Raw genomic sequence first — 19217 nt, 5'->3', positions numbered from 1 at the left:
GCGGAAGCAATGTTTCGTGACGGATACCCATCAGCGACACTAAAGTGTCGGCATGCTCGACGTCCGCCGCCTGGTCCTCCTCCGGGAGCTCTCGATCCGTGGCACGATCGCCGCCGTGGCCGAGGCCGTGAACTTCACGCCGTCGGCCGTCTCGCAGCAGCTCTCCGCCCTGGAACGGGAGGCCGGCGTACCCCTGCTCCGCAAGGCCGGACGGCGGCTCCAGCTCACCCCGCAGGCCGAGGTGCTCGTCCAGGCTGCGGGGCACGTGCTCGACGTCCTCGAGCGGGCGCAGTCCGAGGTCGAGGAGACCATGCCGACCGTGCAGGGTCGGATCCGGGTGGCGGTGTTCCAGTCCGCGGCGCTCGCCCTGATGCCGAACGCGCTGCACGCGATGGCGACCGAGCACCCGGACGTCCGCATCGAGATGGTGCAGCGCGAGCCGGAGACCGCACTGCACGAGACGTGGATCCGGGACTTCGACATGGTCATCGCCGAGCAGTACCCGGCGCACGCGGCACCGCGGCTTCCCGGACTGCAACGCGAGGACCTCACGACCGACGCCGTCCGGCTGGCGTTGCCCCCGGTCGAGACGGCCCTCGCGCCGGTGTCGTCGATCGAGGACGCCGCGGCGCTGCCGTGGGTGATGGAGCCTCGAGGGACCGCGTCGCGGCACTTCGCCGAGCAGGTCTGCCGTCGCTGGGGCTTCGAGCCCGACGTGCGGTACGAGACCGCCGACCTGCAGACGCAGATCCGGCTGGTCGAGTCCGGCAACGCCGCGAGCCTCATGCCGGACCTCATGTGGACGGGGCGGACGACGACGTGCCGGTTGGTGGAGCTGCCGGAGCACCCGCGGCGGACGATCTTCACGGTGGTCCGCGCGGCCGGGTCCTCGTCGCCGGCGGTCCGCGCCCTCCGCTCGGCCCTCGAGCGCGCTGCCGCGGCCGTCGGCGACTGACCCGAGCGCGACTGACCCGAGCGCGACCGACCCGAGCGCGGCCGACCCGAGCGCGACCGACCGGTCGCTCCGTCGTCGTTACCGGACCGAGACGTACCGGGTCGTCAGGATCGTCGGCGCCGCGACACCTCCAGGATGAGGGCACCTCCCGGTGCCCCGCACAGCATCCAGGGGGATCCCATGAAGCAGTCCTGCACCGCCAGTGTCCGACGCGGCGCCGCCATCGGCGCAGCCGTCGCCATCGTCACCGCCTCCTCGGCGTTCGGCATCGGCGCGACGAGCGCGATGGCCGACGAGGCTCCGACACCGCTCACGCCCGCCACCACCGTCACGGCCGGCACGTCCGACGGCTCGGGAGGCGCGGCGAGCGACCCGACGTCGGCCACCGCTGACGACACGGGGACGACTCCCCCCGTGGTCACCGACGACCCCGCCGAGTCGCCCGAGCCGGCCCCGACGTCCGACCCGACCACGGACCCGACAGCAGCACCGGAGCCGTCCGCTCCCGCCATCGCACCCGCGGCGAGCGCGCCGGCCGAGGAGGCTCCGGAGCAGTCCGCCGCCGCGGCCCTCGCCTTCCCCGAGGGCACGAGCGCCGACGCCCCGCTGGTCCTCACCGCGACGGTGGGCGACACCGTGTCCCGGACGTTCACCGCGACGGGCGGGTCGGGCACCGTGACGTACAAGGTGCGCGGCGCGAACGGCAGCCCGGTGATCGGCCAGGGCGACTTCAACAGCGACTTCTCGTTCGACGGGACCACCGGCACGCTGTCCGGGTCGCCTCGGTACGCCCTGCGGACCTACACGTTCCAGGTCATCGCCACGAGCGGCTCCGAGACCGCCGTCGAGTACGTCGAGCTCACGGTGAAGCCCGGTGCCCCGGTCGGCGTCACCTTCTCGGTCTCCGCGCAGCAGTCCTCCGGCCTGTGGCAGGTCGAGCCGGACGGCACGATCTGGGAGGAAGCGGTCGGCAAGGGACGAGTCCGCATCGTCTCCGACGTCCCCGTCGCGACCGGGACGACCCTCTCCCTGGCTGGTCTCGCGGTCGACGCCTACGGCAACCGCGTGACCGGGAGCGACCAGGACGACGACTACCCCCGGTCGACCGTCACGAGCACCGTGGCGTCCGACCGTGCGGTGTGGGACCCGGCGGGTGCGAACCTCGTGACCTTCACCGAGGCGGGCACCCGCACGGTGACCGTCTCCGAGGGCGGCGTGTCCACGTCCTTCACGGTCGTGGTCACCGACGAGCCGTTCGCGTTCGTCGACCCGTCGTCCGCCGACGCCCCGATCGCCATCGCCCCGACCGCGGGCGAGCAGTTCACGCGGACGTTCGACGTGTCGGGAGCGACCGACCCGTCGGACCTCCGCTACGAGCTCCGCGGGGTCCAGGGCGAGCCCTTCGACGACACGTACGCCCGGAACGGGCTCGACCTCGCCATCGACCCGACCACGGGCGTGCTCACCGGGACCGGCACGGCGGCGACGTCGTTCCGCTTCCAGGTCGTCGCGACGAGCGGCGGGCAGGAGGCCGTCGCGAACGTCGAGGTCACCGTCTCGCCCGCGGCCTTCGCGAAGCTCGTCGTCGCGGTCCTGCCGTCCGACCGGGACCCGGAGTCGGAGACCTGGTCGGTCGACGGCGACACGATCACGCACATCACCCCGGACGGCGGCTCGGAGGTCGTCGACGCGGTCCCCGCACGGCAGGGGCAGCGCATGCTCGTGCTCGCGGTGCCGGTGGACGCCTACGGGAACGCGGTCGCCGACCACGACGACCTGACCATCACGAGCGACGTCGCGAGTGACCGGATCGCCTACGACCCGAGCACCGCCGCGACCTGGGTCACGTTCGAGCACGCCTCGCCGCACGTCGTGACCGTCGCGTACCAGGACCGCACGCAGGACATCCGGTTCGACGTGACCCCGACCGCGGCGACGGCGGGAGCCACCACGAACACGGGCTCCGGCCGTCTCGCCTACACCGGCGCGGAGACCTCGGGTCCCCTCGCCTGGGCGCTCGGACTGCTCGCCGCCGGCGGCGGTCTGCTGGTCCACCGGCTGCGTCGCCGTCGCGCCTGAGACGCGACCGTCCGGCGGACCGGGAGGCGCGGTGCCAGCTGGCACCGCGCCTCCCGTCATCGTCGGTCCGCCTGAGTGAACCGGAATGCCCCGGGGACGCCTGCGGTCGTACCGTCGTCGCTGACAGGAGCGGATCGCCGCCCTGCACAGAACGACCAGGGGATCTCATGAACACCACCACTTCGTCGCGCCGTCGCGCGGCCCTCGTCACCGCCGTCGCGGTCGCCGTCGCCGCAGCCGGTTCGACCGCCGTCCTCGGCGTCGACGCCGCATCCGCCAGCACTGCGGTCACGAGCCAGCACGCCGCGGCGACGCCCGCGCCGCTCGCCTTCACGCAGAGCTCGTCCGCCGCCCACCCGATCGCGCTGACCGCGACCGCGGGGAAGGCGTTCGCGTACACCTTCACCACCAACGCGAAGGCGGGGTCGGTCGCCTACGCGATGGACGAGCCGGCCGGGCTGACGCCGGACTCGCCGCGCGCGTCCGACCACTTCTCGGTGAACACGAACACCGGCGTCCTGTCCGGCACGGGGGTCGAGAGCGGTATCTGGGACTTCCAGGTCGTCGCCCTCCGCAACGGCGTCGAGGCCCACGCGTACGTGCAGCTCACCGTGCGCCCGGGGGCGGCAGTCGGCGTGCGGACGTACGTCTCGCAGCCGAACACGACCGCGCCGATCTGGTACATCGCGCCGAACGGTGTCGTCCGCCAACGGCTGACCCCCACGAGCAAGGCGACGGTCGTCAAGACCGTCCCGGCGGTCCGGCTCGAGCAGCTCATCGTCACCGGGGTCGCGGTCGACGCCGAGGGCAACGTCATCAAGGCTCCCGACGAGGGCGGCGACGTGTCCACGGTCACGAGCAACGTCACGTCGGACCACGTCACCCGGACCGGCGCCCAGGACACGATCACGATCAGCGGTGCGTGGTCGCACCGCCTCACCGTGACCCAGGAGCACGCGCACACGTCGTTCACGGTCTCGGTGGCGCACGCCGCGCACTGAGTCGACCACGGGGAGCCGCGGGTGGCGCGCTGAGCAGCACGCCACCCGCGGTTTCCCGCACACACCCCCAACCCAGGTCACATTTCGTGCTCGGTGCTCCCGATCACGCGCGCGTACCCCTACGATCCGATCAGGCCGAGGATTCTCGGCAGATTCTTACGATCCGGCACCCGACCGGACCTGAACACCTGGGGGAACACGTGCGCCGCAGCACTTCCACCGTCCGACGCGCCTGCGCGCTCGGGACCACCGCCGCGCTCATCGCGCTGACGACCGGTCTCGGCATCGCGACCGCGACGGCAGCACACGCCGAGGGCGCCGACACGTCGGTCCCGACGCAGACCGCGCCGGCCGACCCGACGCCGACCGACGCGCCGACGGACACCACGCCGACGGACGCGCCGACCGACCCGGCACCCACGGACGCGCCGACCGACACCGCGACGGACGCGCCGACGAGCACCACCGCACCGTCCGCTCCCGCACGGAACCAGACGCCGTCGGCCGCGTCGACGGACGCACCGGTCACGCCGCTGGCCGCCGACCCCACCGTCACCGTCTCCGGCGACACCAAGGTGGGCTCGCAGCTCACGGCGGACACGACCGGGTTCGACGAGGACGGCTCGTTCAAGTACGTCTGGACCGAGGCCGACGCCGGCCCGACGCCGACGACGATCGCCAAGACCAAGACCTTCACGGTCGACCAGACCGAGGCGGGCAAGCAGCTCGTCGTGACCGTGACCGGCGACCTGCCGGGCGGCGGCAAGGAGACCGTGACCTCGGACCCCTCCGCGGTCATCACGCAGGACCCGGTGTTCGTCGACGCGGACGGCAAGCCCATCACCGAGGGCACCGAGGCGGACGTCGACGTGTTGCCCCTCGAGGCGACCGCCGGTGACCCGTTCTCGTACACGTTCCGCGCCCAGGGGTACCCGGCGCCGACGTACAAGCTGGACTGGTACTACGGCGACGAGGAGGACTCCGCTGACTCGATCGTCGAGTCGAAGTCGCAGGCCGACTCCATCGCGATCGGGTACGGCTTCGAGGAGGACGACGACTTCACCGTCGACGACCAGCTCCCCGAGGGCATCACGTTCGACCCGACCACGGGCGAGCTGAGCGGCACCGCCACCCTCGCGTCGTTCTACGACTTCGCCGTCACGGCCACGAGCGGTGACGTCTCGACCACGCAGTACGTCGAGCTGACCGTCGACCACGCCGCCGCGTTCGGCATCACCGCGTTCACGACCGACGAGAAGTCGATCACCGCGCGGGACAAGCGCATCTGGCTCATCCAGCCGGACGGCTCGATCTACACCGTCGACCTGTCGACCGACGAGGACGGCTTCCCCGAGGAGCTCACCCTCACGCCGACCGGCCGTCCCACCGTGGCGCAGGGCGGCACGCTGATCGTGTCCGGCTCGCCCGTCGACCGCTTCGGCAACGACGCGTCGGACTTCGACGACGAGGGCAACCCCACGTTCGTCCCGACGGTGACCTCGGACGTCGCCACCGACGTGGTCGCTCCGTACGAGGAGAACGGCGCCGAGGGGCAGGGCGTCTTCGGCGTCACGTTCCCGCACGCGTCGATCCACACCCTCACGGTCGCGAGCGGCGCGCTGCAGCCGCTCTCGTTCGCGGTCGACGTGCGTCCGACGACCCCGACGGTGGCCGTCGTCACGCCCACCACCGCGAAGGGCCAGCTCGCCTACACCGGTTCCGACGCGACGGGTGCCCTCCCCTGGGCCCTCGCGCTCGTCCTCGCCGGCGCCGGTCTGATCGGTGTGCGCACGCTGCGCCGCCGTCACGCCCAGCGCTGACGCCCAGACGCCTCCCGCCAGTCGCGTGCCCGCGTGACTGACGGGAGGCCCACCTCGGCCCCGCCTCGCCCCTCACCGGCGCGGCGGGGCCGTTCCCGTCATCCGGTGGGTGTCGGTCGGTAGCGTGGGGACCATGCCCACGCTCCTGCACATCGACTCCTCGGCCGACCTCGCGCACTCCCGCTCCCGCGCCCTCACCGCGGCCTTCGCGGACGCCTGGCGCGCACGCGGCCCGGAGTACACGGTCGTCCGACGCGACCTGCACGTCGACCAGCTCCCCCACCTCGAGACCTCGGCGCTGCACTGGGCCGCCGCGGACCGCACGGACGACGAGGTCGTGGCCCCCGAGGCCGACGCGCTCCGGCAGGAGGTGATCGACGAACTCCTCGGCGCCGACGTCGTCGTGGTCGGTGCGCCGCTGTACAACTACACGGTGCCGTCGACGCTCAAGGCCTGGATCGACCGCATCCACGTGCCGGGTGTCCTCGCCGGTGCCGTGCAGCCGCTCGCCGGGCGTCCGGTCGTCACCGTCGTCAGCCGGGGTGCCACGTACGACGCCGGGACCCCGACGGAGGGCTGGGACCACGGCTCCCCGGTCCTGCACCTCATCCTCGGGACCGCGCTCGGCATGAAGCCGTACCCGATCACCGTGAGCGCGACCCTGGCGGACCGGCTGCCCGACCTCGCGCCGCTCGCCGACCACGCCGCCGCCGAGTTCGCCGACGCGAAGACGACGCTGGAGCGCCTCGCCGCGACGCTCGGCTGACGCGGGGCGCGGCGGCCGCGGCGGCCCGCACAACCGAAGTCCATCCGCGCCGCGGCGATCCACGGCGCGGATGCACTTGCGTTGTGCGACGGCGGTGCGAACCGCGGCGCCGAGGCCGCCGCGACCGGCGGGGTCAGGCGGGGCGGACCTCGTCCGCGCGACCGAGCAGCGCCGCGTGGAACGCCGTCTGCGTCAGCGCGCTGGCGAGCAGGAACCCCGTCATCGACTCGATGCCCCCGCTGAAGGGCACCCGGGACGCCACCTCGTAGAGCGTCGGCGAGGACAGGCCGTCGAGCGCGTCGGCGACGTGCCGCGACCGTTCCTCGCGGTGCCGCGCCAGGGTGCGGGCTCGACCGACGACGTCGCGGAAGCGGTACTCGTGCCCCGGGCAGACCTCGAGGTCGGCGTAGCCGTCGAGCCGTCCGAGCGAGGCCAGGTAGTCGCCGAGCGGGTTCGTGGCGGTTCGGCCCCCGAGCCCGATCCCGGAGTTGATGCGGGGCAGGACGTGGTCGCCGGTGAACAGCAGGCCGTCCTCCGCGTCGACGAAGCAGCAGTGCCCGGCGGTGTGCCCGGGGGTCCACAGCGTCCGGATCGTCCGACCGGCGACCGGCAGCACGTCGCCGTCCTCGAGCAGGAGGTCCGCGAAGGGCTCCGCCGTCCGACCGAGCCCGATCCGTCGTCCGCTCCCCCAGGCCTCGACCACGCCGGCGCGAAGGTGCTCCGGCAGTCCCCACGTCGCGATGTCGGCGTCGTTCGCCGCGGCGTCCGCCCGCTCCCGGTGCAGCGCCTCGACCTCGAGCCGGTGCATGGCGACCCGGGCGCCCGTGGCCCGTCGGATCGCCGCCGCGGCACCGAGGTGGTCCGCGTGCAGGTGTGTCACGACGACCAGCCCGACGTCGTCGAGCGACCGCCCGATCGCAGTGAGGCCGTCGCGGAGCACGTCGAGACCGTCGTCGGCGGTCCACCCGGGGTCGATCAGCGCGAGCGACCCGTCGGAGCCCTCGACGACGTACACGAGCGTCGCGTCGGGCACCCCGAAGCGGAACGGCACCGCGAGGGTCCAGATGCCCGGGCGGATCTCCTCGACTGGCGGCAGGAGGCCGTCGCGGAGCGCGGCGGCCTGCACGGGGCTGATCGGTTCCGGTGCCGGCGCTGCCGGCGGGGGCACGGTCGTCACGCGACCACCCTACCGAGGTGCCCGTCGCGACCGGGGCGAGCCGCGCCTCCAGGGCCACGGCCACCGGACGACGGACCGACACCTGCCGGACGGACGCGGCCGCCCGAGTAGACAGGACGCATGGAGATCGCACCGATGCTCGCCAAGGCCGTCCCCACCGTCCCCGAACCCGACAGCGTGCGCGGCGGACTCCGGTACGAGCCGAAGTGGGACGGGTTCCGCGGCATCGTGACCATCGACGGCGACGACGTGGAGATCGGCAGCCGCGGAGCGAAGCCCCTCACCCGCTACTTCCCCGAACTCGTCGAGGCCTTCCGCGCACAGTTCGGTGGCCGCGAGCACCCCGTGGTCCTCGACGGCGAGGTGATCCTGCGCTCCGGGGACGCCGGCGCGGAGCGGCTCGATTGGGAGGCGCTGTCGCAGCGGATCCACCCTGCGGCCTCGCGGATCGCGAAGCTCAGCGCCGAGACCCCCGCGCAGTTCGTGGCGTTCGACCTGCTCGCGGTGGACGGCACGGAGCTCCTGGACCTGCCGTTCGACGAGCGTCGGTCGCGCCTGGACGCGCTGTCGCAGGACATGTCCGACCCGCTGTTCGTCACCCGCACCACGCTCGACGTCGACCTCGCCCGCGAGTGGCTGACCACGTTCGAGGGCGCCGGGCTCGACGGTGTCGTCGCCAAGCCCCGGGCGAAGCCGTACGAGCCGAACAAGCGCACCATGCTCAAGGTCAAGCACCACCGCACGGCCGACGTCGTCGCGATCGGGTACCGCGTGCACAAGAGCGGGACCGGCGTCGGCTCGCTGCTCGTCGGGTTGTACGGCGACGACGGCGAGCTCCGGCAGGTGGGCGGCGTGTCCGCCTTCTCGGACAAGCGACGGGTCGAGTTGGTGGACGAGCTCGACCCGGTGGTCCTCCGGGATACGGACGGGAGGCCCGTCACCGGTGACGGGGAACGCTCGCGGTTCTCGTCGGGTCGCGACACGTCGTTCGTCCGGCTGGCGCCGTCGCTGGTCCTGGAGGTGCGGTACGACCAGATGGAGGGCGACCGGTTCCGGCACACGGTCCAGTTCGAGCGGTGGCGTCCCGACCGCGAGGCCGCCTCGTGCGGCTTCGACCAGCTCGAGGTCCCGGCGGCGTACGACCTCGACGCCGTGCTGCTGTCCGATTGACGCTCGACGATTGATGTAGTTAGGCTAACTAGGTAACTTCTTCCATGCGGATGCATCCGCATCGAGCAGACGGGAGCGGGACATGATCATCGACGGCATCAGCGACGCCCACCGCGGGACGTGGTCCCGGTTGACGCGTCTGCACACGGCGAGCGTCTCGCTCCCGACACACACCACGCGCGTCGCCGAGCCCGAGGGCCGCGCTGAGGACTGCGCCGCCGTCTGACCCGTTCAGGCCTTCTTCGCGCGTGACGGCTGCACGCGCGGCGGCTCCCCCGGCATCTTCGGGAAGTCCGGCGGGAAGGGCAGTTCGCCCTCGCCGTTCTCCAGGTCGCGCTCCCACCACGCCAGCAGTGGTGTGATGCTCGCGGGATCGTCGTGCATCGCCTGCCACGGGTCGCCCGTGGTCCGCAGCCGCTCCGGCACCGACCGGATCGTGAACGCCGTGGGATCGGCGTCGTCGAGTTCGTCCCACGCGATCGGCGTCGACACGGCCGCGTGCGCGAGGGCACGGGGACTGTACGCACCGGCCATCGTCCGGTCGCGGTTCGCCTGGTTGAAGTCGACGAAGACGCGCTCCCCGCGCTCCTCCTTCCACCACGCCGTCGTCACCCGGTCCGGCATCCGTCGCTCGAGTTCGCGTGCGGCGGCGATGACCGCGTGCCGGACGTCGAGGAACTCGTACTCGGGCAGGATCGGCGCGAAGACGTGCAGCCCGCGGTTCCCGCTCGTCTTGATCCACGCCGTCAACCCGACCTCGTCGAGCACCTTCCGGAGCTCGTGCGCCACGGGGACGGTGTCGTGGAAGTCGGTACCGGGCTGCGGGTCGAGGTCGATGCGGAGCTGATCCGGGTGGTCGGGGTCCCCGGCGCGCGAGGCCCACGGGTGGAACACGACGGTGTTCATCTGCGCGGCCCACACCGCGACGGCCGGCTCGTCCACCACTAGTTGCGGGTGCTGCCGGCCGCTCGGGTAGGTGACGGTGACCGCGCGGACGTACTCGGGTGCACCCTTCGGCGGGTTCTTCGAGAAGAACTGCTCGCCGTCGACGCCGCCCGGGAACCGCTGCAGCGAGATCGGGCGGTCGCCGTTGGCCCGGACGAACGCGTCACCGACGGCGACGAGGTACTCCGCCAGGTCGAGCTTCGTGATGCCGGGCTCGGGCCAGAGCACGCGGGAGGGGCTGCTGATCCGGACCTCCCGGTCGCCGTCCGGCCCCGGGACCGTCAGCGTCGTCGCTTCGCTCGCCATGCAGCGGACCGTACACGGGCGGGCCCGGGCCCGGCCGCAGCCCCGGTCCGGGTCGGGGTCAGGGTCGGGGTCGAGCGGGCGAAGTACGTCACGCTCGGCGCGCCGCACCTGCCGGTTCCGCCCGCTCGGCGAACCGCGCGCGGCATGTCCCGCCCGCCCGGGGTGCACGATGGACGGGTGAACGCGTACCTCGGGGTGGACCTGGCATGGGGACTCGGCACCGCGACCCGCGCACCGAACGAGACCGGACTCGTCGCGATGGACCCCGACGGAGCGGTCACCGACGCCGGCTGGGCCCGGGGCGTCGACGCCGTCACCGACTGGATCGCCGGACACCTCGGCGAGCGCTCCCTCATCGCCGTGGACGCCTCACTCGTCGTGACGAACCCGACCGGCATCCGCGAGGCCGAACGGCAGGTGGGCCAGCGCTACGGCCGGTGGAAGGTCGCGGCGAACCCGACGAACCTCGCGTCGGCGGCGAGCGCCGGGGCCCGACTGCTCGAGCGGCTGACGGCCCTGGGCGTCGGGTACGTGTCGTCGACCGCAGCGATGCGGGAGCGCACCGGTCCAGCGGTGTTCGAGTGCTACCCGTACACGACCCTCGTCGGGGTCGAGGAGCTCGGCTACGACGTCGAGCGGCCGCGGTACAAGCGTCTCGACCTGCACGTCGCGCCGGCGATGGCCCGGGCACGACGGGCGGAGGCGTTCGACGAGCTCGTGCGTCGGCTGCGCGAGACGCCGCTCGACCCACCGCTCCGGCTCGATCCGCATCCGCTCACCCGGGCGCTCGCCGAGCCCTCCGGGATCCACGGGCCGACGCACAAGCACCGGGAGGACCTGCTCGACGGGGCCCTCTGCGCCTGGACGGCCGCGTTCTGGGAGCGGCACGGCGACGACCGCGTGCAGATCCTGGGAGGCGATCCGTGCCTCCCGTCCGACGCCGTGGACGAGGCGGGCCGCCGGCCCGTCGTGGTGGCGCCCGCGCGCCCGTCGCAGCGGGCGGCGCCCTCGTCCGGTGTGCCGGACGTGTCGGGCTCGGTCTAGTCCGTCGCCGACGAGTCGTCGGACACGATCACCTTCGCGATCAGCGTGCGCAGGGGCCCCAGGTCGCCGAGCATGGACCGGCGTGCCGCGTGGTGGTTCTCGGCCGTGGTCGCGTTCCTCCAGTCGAGGACGATGCCGTACTCCTCGGCGAATTGCCGCCAGAACTCGCGCTGGGTCCGGCCGTTGCCCTCCATGAAGGGGTGGATGGCGTTCAGCACCGCGAACTGCTGGGTCAGGAACTCCCGAGGATCCGCGCGCATGCCGTCCGCGGTGCCGAGCACGTCGTCGAACTGCTCCATCCTCGACGGGATCAGCTCGGGAGGGAGGAACGGCTCGTCCGGGTGCTTCGCGATGCCGTCCAGGCGGTACTCGCCGGCCCACTCGTAGACGTCCTGGAAGAGGAACGCGTGGATGCGACGGACCCGGAGCGAAGGACGGAGGTCCGACAGACCGTCCACGTCACCGAGCAGGAGGTCGAGCTCCCGGTCTTGGACCTCGGGGACCTCGAGCGCCGCGAGTTCTTCGCGGGTCGTCGCACCGAGCTTGTTCCGGAGGACGTACTGCTCGTCGTGGTAGCCGCCGACGGGACGAGGGTTCACCGGCGATGGGCGATGGCCCGGAGTTCCTCGCGGCTGATCTCCCCGTTGGCGAACCGCTCCATGTTCTGGATCCACTCGGGATTGTCCTTGAAGCCTTCGAGGCGTCCCGAGTGCACGACCGCAGCGACGGCACGCGTGCGCTTGGCACGCTCCGCTCCGCTGACGGTTCGAGTTCGCTTGGGCATGTCCCGATCCTACGCCGGGACCGTCGGGGATTCCAGACGCGCGGATAGGCTTGCGCGGTGAGCACCACCACCGAACCCCTGCGCATCGGGCTGGTGTCGCTGCACACCTCCCCCGGCGACGAACCCGGCTCCGGCGAGGTCGGCGGCATGAACGTCGTCGTCCGCCACCAGGCCGAGGCCCTCGCCGACCGCGGCCACCACGTCGACATCATCACGCGCCGCTCGTCGCCGACGCAGCCGGACTCGGTGTCGCTCGTGCCGGGCGTCTGCCTGCGGTTCCTGTCGGCGGGGCCCGCCGAGCCGGTGCCGAAGGGCGAGCACGACGCGTTCATCGAGCCGTTCCGCCGCGAGCTCGAGCACCTCGGCCCGTTCGACGTGCTCCACTCGCACCACTGGTTCTCCGGCGCGGCCGCACTCCCCGTGGCCCGCGAGCGGGACATCCCCCACGTGCAGTCCTTCCACTCGATCGCCGCGGACAGCGACACGCCGCTGTCCGAGGGAGAGCGCCCGGAGTCCGACGGACGGATGGCCGGCGAGCGCATGCTCGCGCACGAGTCCGACGCGGTCGTCGTCGTGTCCTCGGCCGAGGCCGACACCGTCCGCACGCGGCTCGGCGGCGAGACCGGGCGCATCTGGATCGTGCCGCCGGGCGTCGACGGGTCGGTGTTCCGTCCGTCCGCCGCCGGCGCCCGCCGCGCGGACGTCCCGTACGTGGTCGCCGCCGCGCGGGTGCAGCCGTTGAAGGGGCTGGACCTCGCGATCGAGGCGATCGCCGGCATCAGCCAGGAGGCGCGACCCACCCTCGTCATCGCCGGGGACGCCTCGAGCGAGGCGGGTGACTACGTGGACGAACTGCGTCGGCTCGCGGCCCGCCTCGGGATCGCCGACCGCGTGACGTTCGTCGGTCCGCAGTCGCGGGCCGACCTGGCGTTCCTGTTCCGGGGCGCGGCAGCCGTGCTGGTCCCGTCGCACTCGGAGACGTACGGCCTCGTCGCGCTCGAGGGCTCCGCGTCCGGGGTGCCCGTCGTGGCCGCCGCTGCCGGAGGACTGCGTGAGGCCGTGGTCGACGGCGAGACCGGGGTCGTGCTCGAGTCCCGCGACCCGGCCGTCTGGGCGGCGGAGACGGAGCGGATCCTGACGGACGCGTCGTACGCGGCGTCGCTGGCCGCGGCCGGACGGGAGCACGCGGAGCGCCTCAGCTGGGAGCGCTCGGCCGCCGGGCTCGAGGACGTGTACCGCCGGGTGCTGGGACGCGCGTGACCGGGGGCGGGCGGTTCGACGCGTTCTGGGCAGCGCTCGACGCCGTGCCGGTCGCGGACGACGCCGAGGCGCTGTACGACGTGTCGACCGCTGCCGGGCGGCTGCGTCGGGCGAACCTCGAGCGGTACCTCTCGACCGCCGGGGCCCGGGCGGACACGCTCCTCGTCGCCGAGGCTCCCGGGTGGCGCGGCATGACGAACACCGGCGTGCCGTTCACGAGCATGCGGGAGCTCGGGCTGGACTACCTCGTCCCGCCGGAGCCGACCGCGCCGTGGGAGGCCTCCTCCCGCGTCGTGCAGGCTGCCCTGGCGTCGTGGCACGGTGCGCTCCCGATGACGTGGGCGATCTTCCCGCACCACCCGTTCGCCGCCCCGGACCGGCTGACGAACCGGACGCCACGGCCGGCCGAGGTCCGGGAGGGCGCACCCGTCGCGCTCGCGCTGCTCGATGCGATGCGGGCGGGTCCGGGCGGCGATGACGTCCGGGTCGTCGCGGTGGGGCGGAAGGCGCAAGGGGCGTTGGCGCTGGCGGGGATCGACGCCGTGGCGGTGCGGCACCCGGCGCAGGGCGGGGCCGCGCAGTTCACGGAGCAGGTGCTGGCGCTCCGCCGCTGAGCGCGGGCGCGGCGCGGCGCGGGCGGGCGCGGCGAGACTCGGCCGGGCGGACAGTTTCGCGGCCGATCCCGCACGAAGATGTCCGCGCAGCCGAGTCTCGGCTCGCGGGGGCGGGGCGCGGCTCAGGCGGAGCGGACCTCGACGCCCTTCGCGGCGAGCCGCTCGACCACGTGCGCGGGCAGCGGTGCCGCGGCGTACACGGTGCCGAGGGCCGGCAGGTCGAGCACGTCGTCCCAGTTCTGCGGGTCGTACCGGTCGTCCGAGCCGTCCCACCCCGGGTGCACGTCCTGCAGGACCTCGAGGTCGGAGTCGACCGTCAGCTCCGTGACGAGCGACAGCTGCGACGGCAGGAGGTCGAGGTCGTCGTAGTACTCGCGCGCACGGTCGTCCTGCCCTTCGACGTCGAGGTCCTCGTCGCTCTCGTCGTCGTCCCCGGCGTAGGGCTGGAGGACGTCGAGGTCGTAGCAGAGCACATCGAGCACGAGGAGCTTCGCGTTGAAGTCGGCGAACTCCACGGGTTCCTCGGTCGTGTTCGTCTCGTCGTGCATGGCTGGGAGCGTAGCCGTCGCCACCCGAGAGCGCCCGGGGGCGCTGGCACGTGTCCGACGGAGCACGAGCATGTTGCGATCTGCGGCGATTTGCCTGTGAGACTGGACAGGATGACCCGAAGCGGAACAGGCTGACGCATGGCCACCACCAACACAGAGCGCCCGCAACAGGAGCAGCCAGAGCTCCGGCGGGTCATCGGTCCCAAACTCCTCCTGCTCTTCATCGTCGGGGACATCCTCGGCACGGGCGTCTACGCGCTCACGGGTCAGGTCGCGGCAGAGGTCGGCGGAGCAGCGTGGCTCCCCTTCCTCATCGCGTTCGCCGTGGCGCTGCTGACGGCGTTCTCGTACCTCGAGCTCGTCACGAAGTACCCGCAGACGGCCGGTGCGGCGCTGTACGTCCACAAGGCGTTCGGCATCCACTTCGTCACCTTCATCGTGACGTTCATCGTGATGTGCTCGGGCATCACCTCGGCGTCGACGGCCTCGCGGGCGTTCGCGGCGAACCTCGGCGCCGGCTTCGGGTTGGAGCTGCCGAACGCGGTCGTGATGCTCATCGCGATGGGCTTCATGCTCGCGGTGATGGCGATCAACTTCCGGGGCGTCAGCGAGAGCGTGAAGACGAACGTCGTCCTCACCCTGGTCGAGCTGTCCGGTCTCGTGATGGTGATCCTCATCGGGTTCTGGGCGATCGCCGGCGGCAACGCGGACTTCTCCCGCGTGGTCATGTTCGACACGCCGGAGGACAAGTCGCTCCTGCTCTCGGTGTCGACCGCCACGTCGCTGGCCTTCTTCGCCATGGTCGGGTTCGAGGACTCGGTGAACATGGCCGAGGAGACGAAGGACCCCTCCCGCATCTTCCCGAAGGTCATGCTCACCGGCCTCGGCATCACGGCCGTGATCTACGTGCTCGTGTCCATCTGCGCCGTGGCGGTCGTGCCGATCGGTGAGCTCGCCGGCAACGAGACGCCGCTCGTCACCGTCGTGCAGACCGCGGCCCCGGACTTCCCGATCGCCGACCTGCTGCCGTTCATCTCGATGTTCGCCGTGGCCAACACCGCGCTGATCAACATGATGATGGCGTCGCGACTGCTGTACGGCATGAGCAAGCAGGGCGTCCTGCCCGGCTTCCTCGGCAAGGTCTCCCCGGCCCGCCGCACCCCGTCCACCGCGATCGTCTTCACGACGCTCATCTCGCTGCTGCTGATCGGCTGGGTCTCGCTCGACCCCGACTCCCCCATCGTCGTCGTGCTCGGCGGCACCACCTCGCTCCTGCTGCTGTCGGTGTTCGCGGTCGTGAACGCGTCGGTGCTGGTGCTGCGCCGCGACAAGGTCGACCACAAGCACTTCCGGGCCGGGGTCATCGTGCCGATCATCGGTGTCGTCACCTGCCTGTGGCTCGTGCTGCCCTTCTCGTCCGGCCGCGACCCGCAGCAGTACCAGATCGCGGGCGCGCTGCTCGCGCTCGGGATCCTGCTGTGGATCGTGACGTGGTTCACCCACGGGCGGAAGCAGACCGAGAAGGCACCCACCGGCCTCGTCACCGAACCGACGAAGGTCCAGCGCCCGAACGAGCCGGCGCAGACGCACGACCACGACCACCGCGACGTCTGACCCGCGAACGACCGAGCCGGTCCTCGGACACCCCCGATCGGGCGGGTGCGGTTCCCAGGCGGCGCACGTAGCCTCTTCGTGCTCCGCCTGACCCGCCCCGCTCGAGAGGACCCGCCATGCGCCGCGTCGGCATCACCCTCGCGTCGGTGTTCGGCGCGGGCGTCGTCGCGATCGGCATCGGCGTCGTGGTGGTCGTCGTCATCGCGGTGAACTCGCTGACGGGTGCCGCCAAGGGTGTCGTCGCGGACCCGACCCCGACCTGCCCGGACGTCGCGACGAGGACGATCGGCGGCATCGTCGTCCCCGCGGGCCCCGTCGGCGGGTTCTGCCAGGACCGTCTGGTCAACGCCGCGTACGTCATCAGCGCCGCCCAGGCCATGGGCATCGGACCGCACACCCAGGCGGTCGGCGTGATGACCGCCATCGGGGAGTCGAGCCTGGTGAACCTCGACCACGGGGACGCCGCCGGACCCGACAGCCGCGGGCTCTTCCAGCAGCGGGACAACGGCGCCTGGGGCACGTACGAGCAGCGGATGGACCCGTACACCGCGGCGTCGATGTTCTACACGAAGCTCGTGAAGATCCCCGGGTGGAAGACCATGACCCCGACCCAGATGGCACATGCCGTCCAGATCAACTCGGACCCCGACCACTACGCGAAGTTCTGGCCCGAGGCGAAGTCCGTCGTCGAGGGCCTCACCGGGGAGACCGTCCCCGACACCGCACCCCAGGGCTGACCAGCACGTCACGAGGCGAGCGGGAGCGGACCGTCGTCCACCGGCTCGACCGGCTCGACGTCGTCGAGCGACACGATCGCGACCCCGCCGGTGTGCACTGCCACCTGCGCACGGAGCCGGACGTGGTGCTCCTCGAACGCGCAGGCGCACGCGTCGACCCACTCCCAGTCGACCGGGAACAGCCGGGACTCCCCCGGGCGCTCCCAGACCAGCACGACCTCGGCCGCGCCGACCTGCACGAGGACGTCCCCGACCAGCGCGGCGAAGTCCTCGACGTGTTCGTCGGGTTGCCACGGCAGGTCGGAGATCGGCATGACGAACGACACCGGCACGGCCCGTTCGTCGAGGAAGAGCACCCAGCACTGCCGGGTGATCGGGCGTTCGACGAGCGCGGTCACGAGGTCCACCACGTCGTCGTCGGTGCGGGCAGGGGTGCGGATGAGGCGGTCGAGCATGTCGGTGTCTGGCATGCCCTCAGCGTCGCCGACACCACCGCACCGCACGGCGACCAGTCGCCCATCTGTGGACGACCGCCGCGCGGGGCCGCCCTGTGGAGGAACGACCCTCAGATGCCGTGGGTGATCGCGCTGTCGACGAGCAGGATCGCGCCGAAGAACACCGCCACGACGGCCGCGACGCCGACGAGGGCGAACGGCCACGAGAGCCGCCGCCGAACCAGTCGCAGCACGCACACCACGAGCGCCGCGACGAGCACGAGGGCGACGAGCACCGGCCCGACGTAGACGACCGCGCCACCGAGGGTCTCGTCGCAGGAGTTGCCGGGAGCGCCGCACGAGCTGAACGCCAGCGACAGGAACACGATCCCGCCACCGGCGACCACCGACTCCGCTGCCAACAGCACCAGCAGCACGACCGTGGCGACCACGTCCGCGACGCGACGGCCGCCTGCCAGGGGGTGTCGCGCCTCCCGTCCGAAGGCCGCCGGACCGGACCCGAGCGGATCCGCGACCACGGGGGCTTCCATCACCCTCGCCGCCCGCGCGTGGACCAGAGGGCCCAGGCGATGAGGACCGGCTGACCGAACAGGCGGCCGATGCGCTTGACGTCCGTGTCGAGCCCGAAGGCGTCGCGTCGGTTCAGCCACTGGGAGATGTTCCCGGGGAAGATCGCGGTGAAGAAGAGCGCGGCGACCGTGCCGACGAAGCGACGCGAGCGACGGGGTGCGAGCACCAGGGCGCTGCCGAGGCCGATCTCCGCGATGCCGGAGGCCAGGACCGTGGTGTCCTCGTCGAGCGGGACGAAGTCGGGCACCTGGGCGCGGAAGTCCTGCCGGGCGAAGGTGAGGTGGCTCGTGCCGGCGAAGACGAGCGCGAGGCCGAGCAGGACGCGGAGGAAGGATCGCATGCCTCCATCGTGCCCGTGCCGGACGTCCACCGCACGCGCCGCACGGCGTGCCGGACCGCCACCGCCCCGCTAGGTTCGGACGCATGGGAACAGCCTCCCGCGACCACGAGCCACCCGCAGCACCCGCCGTCGTGGCCGCGCTGCTCGGTCCGATGGCGCTCTACATGGGGTTCATCGTCCCCGCGGCCTCGATGGGGCGGCACGTCGTGCTCGGTGCGGTGTTCGGCATCGTGTGCATCGCCAGCGGCTGGCGCGCACTGTCGATCGCACGACGGAGGCAACGAGGCGTGCGGGTCTGGTCGTGGATCGGGATCGTCCTCGGCGTGCTCGGGCTCGTGATGCTCGTGTGGCAGTTGCTCGTCATCGTGACCGGGGGCGCCTTCCCCTCCCCGTTCTGGACGCCGTACGCCCACCGCTGACGCGGCCCCTCACCACCCGAGCGTGCCCGGCGCCCCCTTGAACGGTCCGACGACCCGCGAGGTGATCCACCCTCCGTAGAAGTCCCCCTCCTGCGCCTGGACCACCTCGCCGCCGACCTCGCACGAGTCCATCGCCGAGGGGTAGATCGCCACCCGGTCGCGCAGCTGCTCGTAGCCCGGCTCGGGCGTCGGGTAGTTCCACGCGGCCCGCGGAGCGACCACGTCCCCGCCCACCACGTCGAAGTACCGCGCGCGCCCCTTGAACTCGCACATGCTCGACCCCTCGGCCGGCCGGAGCTCGAGGTCGGCCATCGGCACGTAGTACACCGGCGGGTGCGAGGTCTCGAGCACCCGCACCGCGTCGGTCGTGTCCACGACCACCTCGCCGCCGAGCCGCACGACCACGCGTTCGGGCACCGGCTCCACGGCGGGGGGCCTCGGGTAGTCCCACACGGACTCCTGGCCGGGGGCGGGCTCGGTACGGTTCGGTCGGCGCATGGGTCACGTCTACGCCGCCTCCCTGCCCGCGGGCCTGGAGGCGCGGCTCGCGCCCGCCCCGCCGGCCCGGCCCCGTCCGTGGTCGCCCCGGGCGCGGGGCGCGGCGGACGCGCGG

22 protein-coding genes are annotated in these 19217 nt (G+C 72.5%); 13 read left to right on the top strand and 9 right to left on the bottom strand.

The genetic code is table 11. The features are described 5' to 3' along the window. The first annotated feature begins 52 nt into the window (after positions 1–52). From BIV01_RS02440 to BIV01_RS02420, 5 genes are all read left to right on the top strand, one after another. Positions 53–955, top strand: a complete 903-nt coding sequence (locus BIV01_RS02440) for a LysR family transcriptional regulator (RefSeq protein ID WP_071301834.1) — start codon at positions 53–55, stop codon at positions 953–955. A 180-nt stretch (positions 956–1135) separates the two neighbouring features. Beyond that, the gene (locus BIV01_RS02435) at positions 1136–3034 is read left to right on the top strand and encodes a hypothetical protein (RefSeq protein ID WP_071301833.1); all 1899 of its coding nucleotides are present in this window, start codon (positions 1136–1138) and stop codon (positions 3032–3034) included. A gap of 167 nt (positions 3035–3201) precedes the next feature. Next, positions 3202–4035, top strand: coding sequence for a hypothetical protein (locus tag BIV01_RS19215; RefSeq protein ID WP_071301832.1), 834 nt, complete (start codon positions 3202–3204; stop codon positions 4033–4035). A 200-nt stretch (positions 4036–4235) separates the two neighbouring features. Continuing rightward, entirely contained in the window at positions 4236–5855 is a 1620-nt protein-coding gene (locus tag BIV01_RS19210) for a putative Ig domain-containing protein (RefSeq protein ID WP_071301831.1), read from the top strand. A 133-nt stretch (positions 5856–5988) separates the two neighbouring features. Next, the gene (locus BIV01_RS02420; protein ID WP_070418597.1) at positions 5989–6621 is read left to right on the top strand and encodes an FMN-dependent NADH-azoreductase; all 633 of its coding nucleotides are present in this window, start codon (positions 5989–5991) and stop codon (positions 6619–6621) included. 133 nt (positions 6622–6754) lie between these two features. Here BIV01_RS02420 and BIV01_RS02415 read toward each other — a convergent pair whose 3' ends face one another. After that, positions 6755–7798, bottom strand: coding sequence for an MBL fold metallo-hydrolase (locus BIV01_RS02415; RefSeq protein ID WP_071301830.1), 1044 nt, complete (start codon positions 7796–7798; stop codon positions 6755–6757). A 120-nt stretch (positions 7799–7918) separates the two neighbouring features. On the opposite strand from BIV01_RS02415, the gene BIV01_RS02410 reads away from it, so the two are divergent. Together BIV01_RS02410 and BIV01_RS19625 are read left to right on the top strand one after the other, a co-directional pair. After that, the gene (locus BIV01_RS02410; protein ID WP_071301829.1) at positions 7919–8968 is read left to right on the top strand and encodes an ATP-dependent DNA ligase; all 1050 of its coding nucleotides are present in this window, start codon (positions 7919–7921) and stop codon (positions 8966–8968) included. An 82-nt stretch (positions 8969–9050) separates the two neighbouring features. Beyond that, entirely contained in the window at positions 9051–9194 is a 144-nt protein-coding gene (locus tag BIV01_RS19625) for a hypothetical protein (protein ID WP_175473622.1), read from the top strand. Positions 9195–9199: 5 nt separating this feature from the next. Here BIV01_RS19625 and ligD read toward each other — a convergent pair whose 3' ends face one another. Next, positions 9200–10219, bottom strand: coding sequence for a non-homologous end-joining DNA ligase (gene ligD, locus BIV01_RS02405; protein ID WP_071301828.1), 1020 nt, complete (start codon positions 10217–10219; stop codon positions 9200–9202). Between the two features lie 177 nt (positions 10220–10396). Between ligD and BIV01_RS02400 the strand changes: the two genes are divergently transcribed. Beyond that, a complete protein-coding gene (locus tag BIV01_RS02400) occupies positions 10397–11263 on the top strand; it encodes a DUF429 domain-containing protein (RefSeq protein WP_217642528.1) in 867 nt (288 codons plus the stop codon). Here BIV01_RS02400 and BIV01_RS02395 read toward each other — a convergent pair. Then, entirely contained in the window at positions 11260–11862 is a 603-nt protein-coding gene (locus tag BIV01_RS02395) for a Fic/DOC family protein (protein WP_071301826.1), read from the bottom strand. The genes BIV01_RS02400 and BIV01_RS02395 overlap by 4 nt on opposite strands. Then, on the bottom strand, positions 11859–12047 hold the full coding sequence (locus tag BIV01_RS19620; protein WP_071301825.1) for an antitoxin VbhA family protein: 189 nt from the start codon (positions 12045–12047) through the stop codon (positions 11859–11861). Before BIV01_RS19620 ends, BIV01_RS02395 begins: the two co-directional genes overlap by 4 nt. Before the next feature lie 57 nt (positions 12048–12104). Here BIV01_RS19620 and BIV01_RS02385 point away from each other — a divergent pair, with 57 nt between their 5' ends. Together BIV01_RS02385 and BIV01_RS02380 are read left to right on the top strand one after the other, a co-directional pair. Then, positions 12105–13307: a glycosyltransferase gene (locus BIV01_RS02385; protein ID WP_071296667.1), complete on the top strand. Its 1203-nt coding sequence runs from the start codon at positions 12105–12107 to the stop codon at positions 13305–13307. Further along, entirely contained in the window at positions 13304–13921 is a 618-nt protein-coding gene (locus BIV01_RS02380; RefSeq protein ID WP_071301824.1) for a uracil-DNA glycosylase, read from the top strand. The genes BIV01_RS02385 and BIV01_RS02380 overlap by 4 nt, the downstream gene beginning before the upstream one ends. Positions 13922–14043: 122 nt before the next feature. On the opposite strand, the gene BIV01_RS02375 is transcribed toward BIV01_RS02380, so the two are convergent. Then, the gene (locus tag BIV01_RS02375) at positions 14044–14469 is read right to left on the bottom strand and encodes a DUF6892 domain-containing protein (protein ID WP_071296665.1); all 426 of its coding nucleotides are present in this window, start codon (positions 14467–14469) and stop codon (positions 14044–14046) included. A 138-nt stretch (positions 14470–14607) separates the two neighbouring features. Here BIV01_RS02375 and BIV01_RS02370 point away from each other — a divergent pair, with 138 nt between their 5' ends. Next, on the top strand, positions 14608–16083 hold the full coding sequence (locus tag BIV01_RS02370; RefSeq protein ID WP_071301823.1) for an APC family permease: 1476 nt from the start codon (positions 14608–14610) through the stop codon (positions 16081–16083). Between the two features lie 116 nt (positions 16084–16199). Beyond that, complete coding sequence (locus BIV01_RS02365) at positions 16200–16820, top strand: hypothetical protein (protein WP_071301822.1); 621 nt, start codon at positions 16200–16202, stop codon at positions 16818–16820. Between the two features lie 8 nt (positions 16821–16828). Here the strand turns inward: BIV01_RS02365 and BIV01_RS02360 are convergent, their stop codons facing one another. The 3 genes from BIV01_RS02360 to BIV01_RS02350 form a co-directional block, all read right to left on the bottom strand. Then, complete coding sequence (locus BIV01_RS02360) at positions 16829–17290, bottom strand: hypothetical protein (protein ID WP_071296662.1); 462 nt, start codon at positions 17288–17290, stop codon at positions 16829–16831. 95 nt (positions 17291–17385) lie between these two features. Beyond that, a complete protein-coding gene (locus BIV01_RS02355) occupies positions 17386–17805 on the bottom strand; it encodes a hypothetical protein (protein ID WP_441294371.1) in 420 nt (139 codons plus the stop codon). Next, entirely contained in the window at positions 17805–18185 is a 381-nt protein-coding gene (locus BIV01_RS02350) for a DoxX family protein (RefSeq protein ID WP_070418584.1), read from the bottom strand. Before BIV01_RS02350 ends, BIV01_RS02355 begins: the two co-directional genes overlap by 1 nt. Positions 18186–18268: 83 nt before the next feature. Between BIV01_RS02350 and BIV01_RS02345 the strand changes: the two genes are divergently transcribed. Next, positions 18269–18604: a hypothetical protein gene (locus BIV01_RS02345; protein WP_139199182.1), complete on the top strand. Its 336-nt coding sequence runs from the start codon at positions 18269–18271 to the stop codon at positions 18602–18604. A 9-nt stretch (positions 18605–18613) separates the two neighbouring features. On the opposite strand, the gene BIV01_RS02340 is transcribed toward BIV01_RS02345, so the two are convergent. Continuing rightward, positions 18614–19102 (bottom strand): DUF427 domain-containing protein, encoded by a 489-nt coding sequence (locus BIV01_RS02340; RefSeq protein WP_071296660.1) that lies wholly within the window; start codon positions 19100–19102, stop codon positions 18614–18616. Between the last annotated feature and the right edge of the window lie 115 nt (positions 19103–19217).

It is taken from the genome of Curtobacterium sp. MCBA15_013, from assembly GCF_001865095.1.
Classification (GTDB): Bacteria; Actinomycetota; Actinomycetes; order Actinomycetales; family Microbacteriaceae; genus Curtobacterium.
The sequence above is the reverse complement of the archived record's forward strand: the minus strand, read 5'-3'. Positions and strand labels throughout refer to the sequence as shown.

What these genes read in the sequence shown, in the direction of transcription:
- BIV01_RS02440 (WP_071301834.1), top strand. Translation starts at nt 53, where the DNA reads ATGCTCGACGTCCGCCGCCTGGTCCTCCTCCGGGAGCTCTCGATCCGT.
- BIV01_RS02435 (WP_071301833.1), top strand. Translation starts at nt 1,136, where the DNA reads ATGAAGCAGTCCTGCACCGCCAGTGTCCGACGCGGCGCCGCCATCGGC.
- BIV01_RS19215 (WP_071301832.1), top strand. Translation starts at nt 3,202, where the DNA reads ATGAACACCACCACTTCGTCGCGCCGTCGCGCGGCCCTCGTCACCGCC.
- BIV01_RS02420 (WP_070418597.1), top strand. Translation starts at nt 5,989, where the DNA reads ATGCCCACGCTCCTGCACATCGACTCCTCGGCCGACCTCGCGCACTCC.
- BIV01_RS02410 (WP_071301829.1), top strand. Translation starts at nt 7,919, where the DNA reads ATGGAGATCGCACCGATGCTCGCCAAGGCCGTCCCCACCGTCCCCGAA.
- BIV01_RS19625 (WP_175473622.1), top strand. Translation starts at nt 9,051, where the DNA reads ATGATCATCGACGGCATCAGCGACGCCCACCGCGGGACGTGGTCCCGG.
- ligD (WP_071301828.1), bottom strand. Translation starts at nt 10,219, where the DNA reads ATGGCGAGCGAAGCGACGACGCTGACGGTCCCGGGGCCGGACGGCGAC.
- BIV01_RS19620 (WP_071301825.1), bottom strand. Translation starts at nt 12,047, where the DNA reads ATGCCCAAGCGAACTCGAACCGTCAGCGGAGCGGAGCGTGCCAAGCGC.
- BIV01_RS02375 (WP_071296665.1), bottom strand. Translation starts at nt 14,469, where the DNA reads ATGCACGACGAGACGAACACGACCGAGGAACCCGTGGAGTTCGCCGAC.
- BIV01_RS02370 (WP_071301823.1), top strand. Translation starts at nt 14,608, where the DNA reads ATGGCCACCACCAACACAGAGCGCCCGCAACAGGAGCAGCCAGAGCTC.
- BIV01_RS02365 (WP_071301822.1), top strand. Translation starts at nt 16,200, where the DNA reads ATGCGCCGCGTCGGCATCACCCTCGCGTCGGTGTTCGGCGCGGGCGTC.
- BIV01_RS02360 (WP_071296662.1), bottom strand. Translation starts at nt 17,290, where the DNA reads ATGCCAGACACCGACATGCTCGACCGCCTCATCCGCACCCCTGCCCGC.
- BIV01_RS02355 (WP_441294371.1), bottom strand. Translation starts at nt 17,805, where the DNA reads ATGGAAGCCCCCGTGGTCGCGGATCCGCTCGGGTCCGGTCCGGCGGCC.
- BIV01_RS02350 (WP_070418584.1), bottom strand. Translation starts at nt 18,185, where the DNA reads ATGCGATCCTTCCTCCGCGTCCTGCTCGGCCTCGCGCTCGTCTTCGCC.
- BIV01_RS02345 (WP_139199182.1), top strand. Translation starts at nt 18,269, where the DNA reads ATGGGAACAGCCTCCCGCGACCACGAGCCACCCGCAGCACCCGCCGTC.
- BIV01_RS02340 (WP_071296660.1), bottom strand. Translation starts at nt 19,102, where the DNA reads ATGCGCCGACCGAACCGTACCGAGCCCGCCCCCGGCCAGGAGTCCGTG.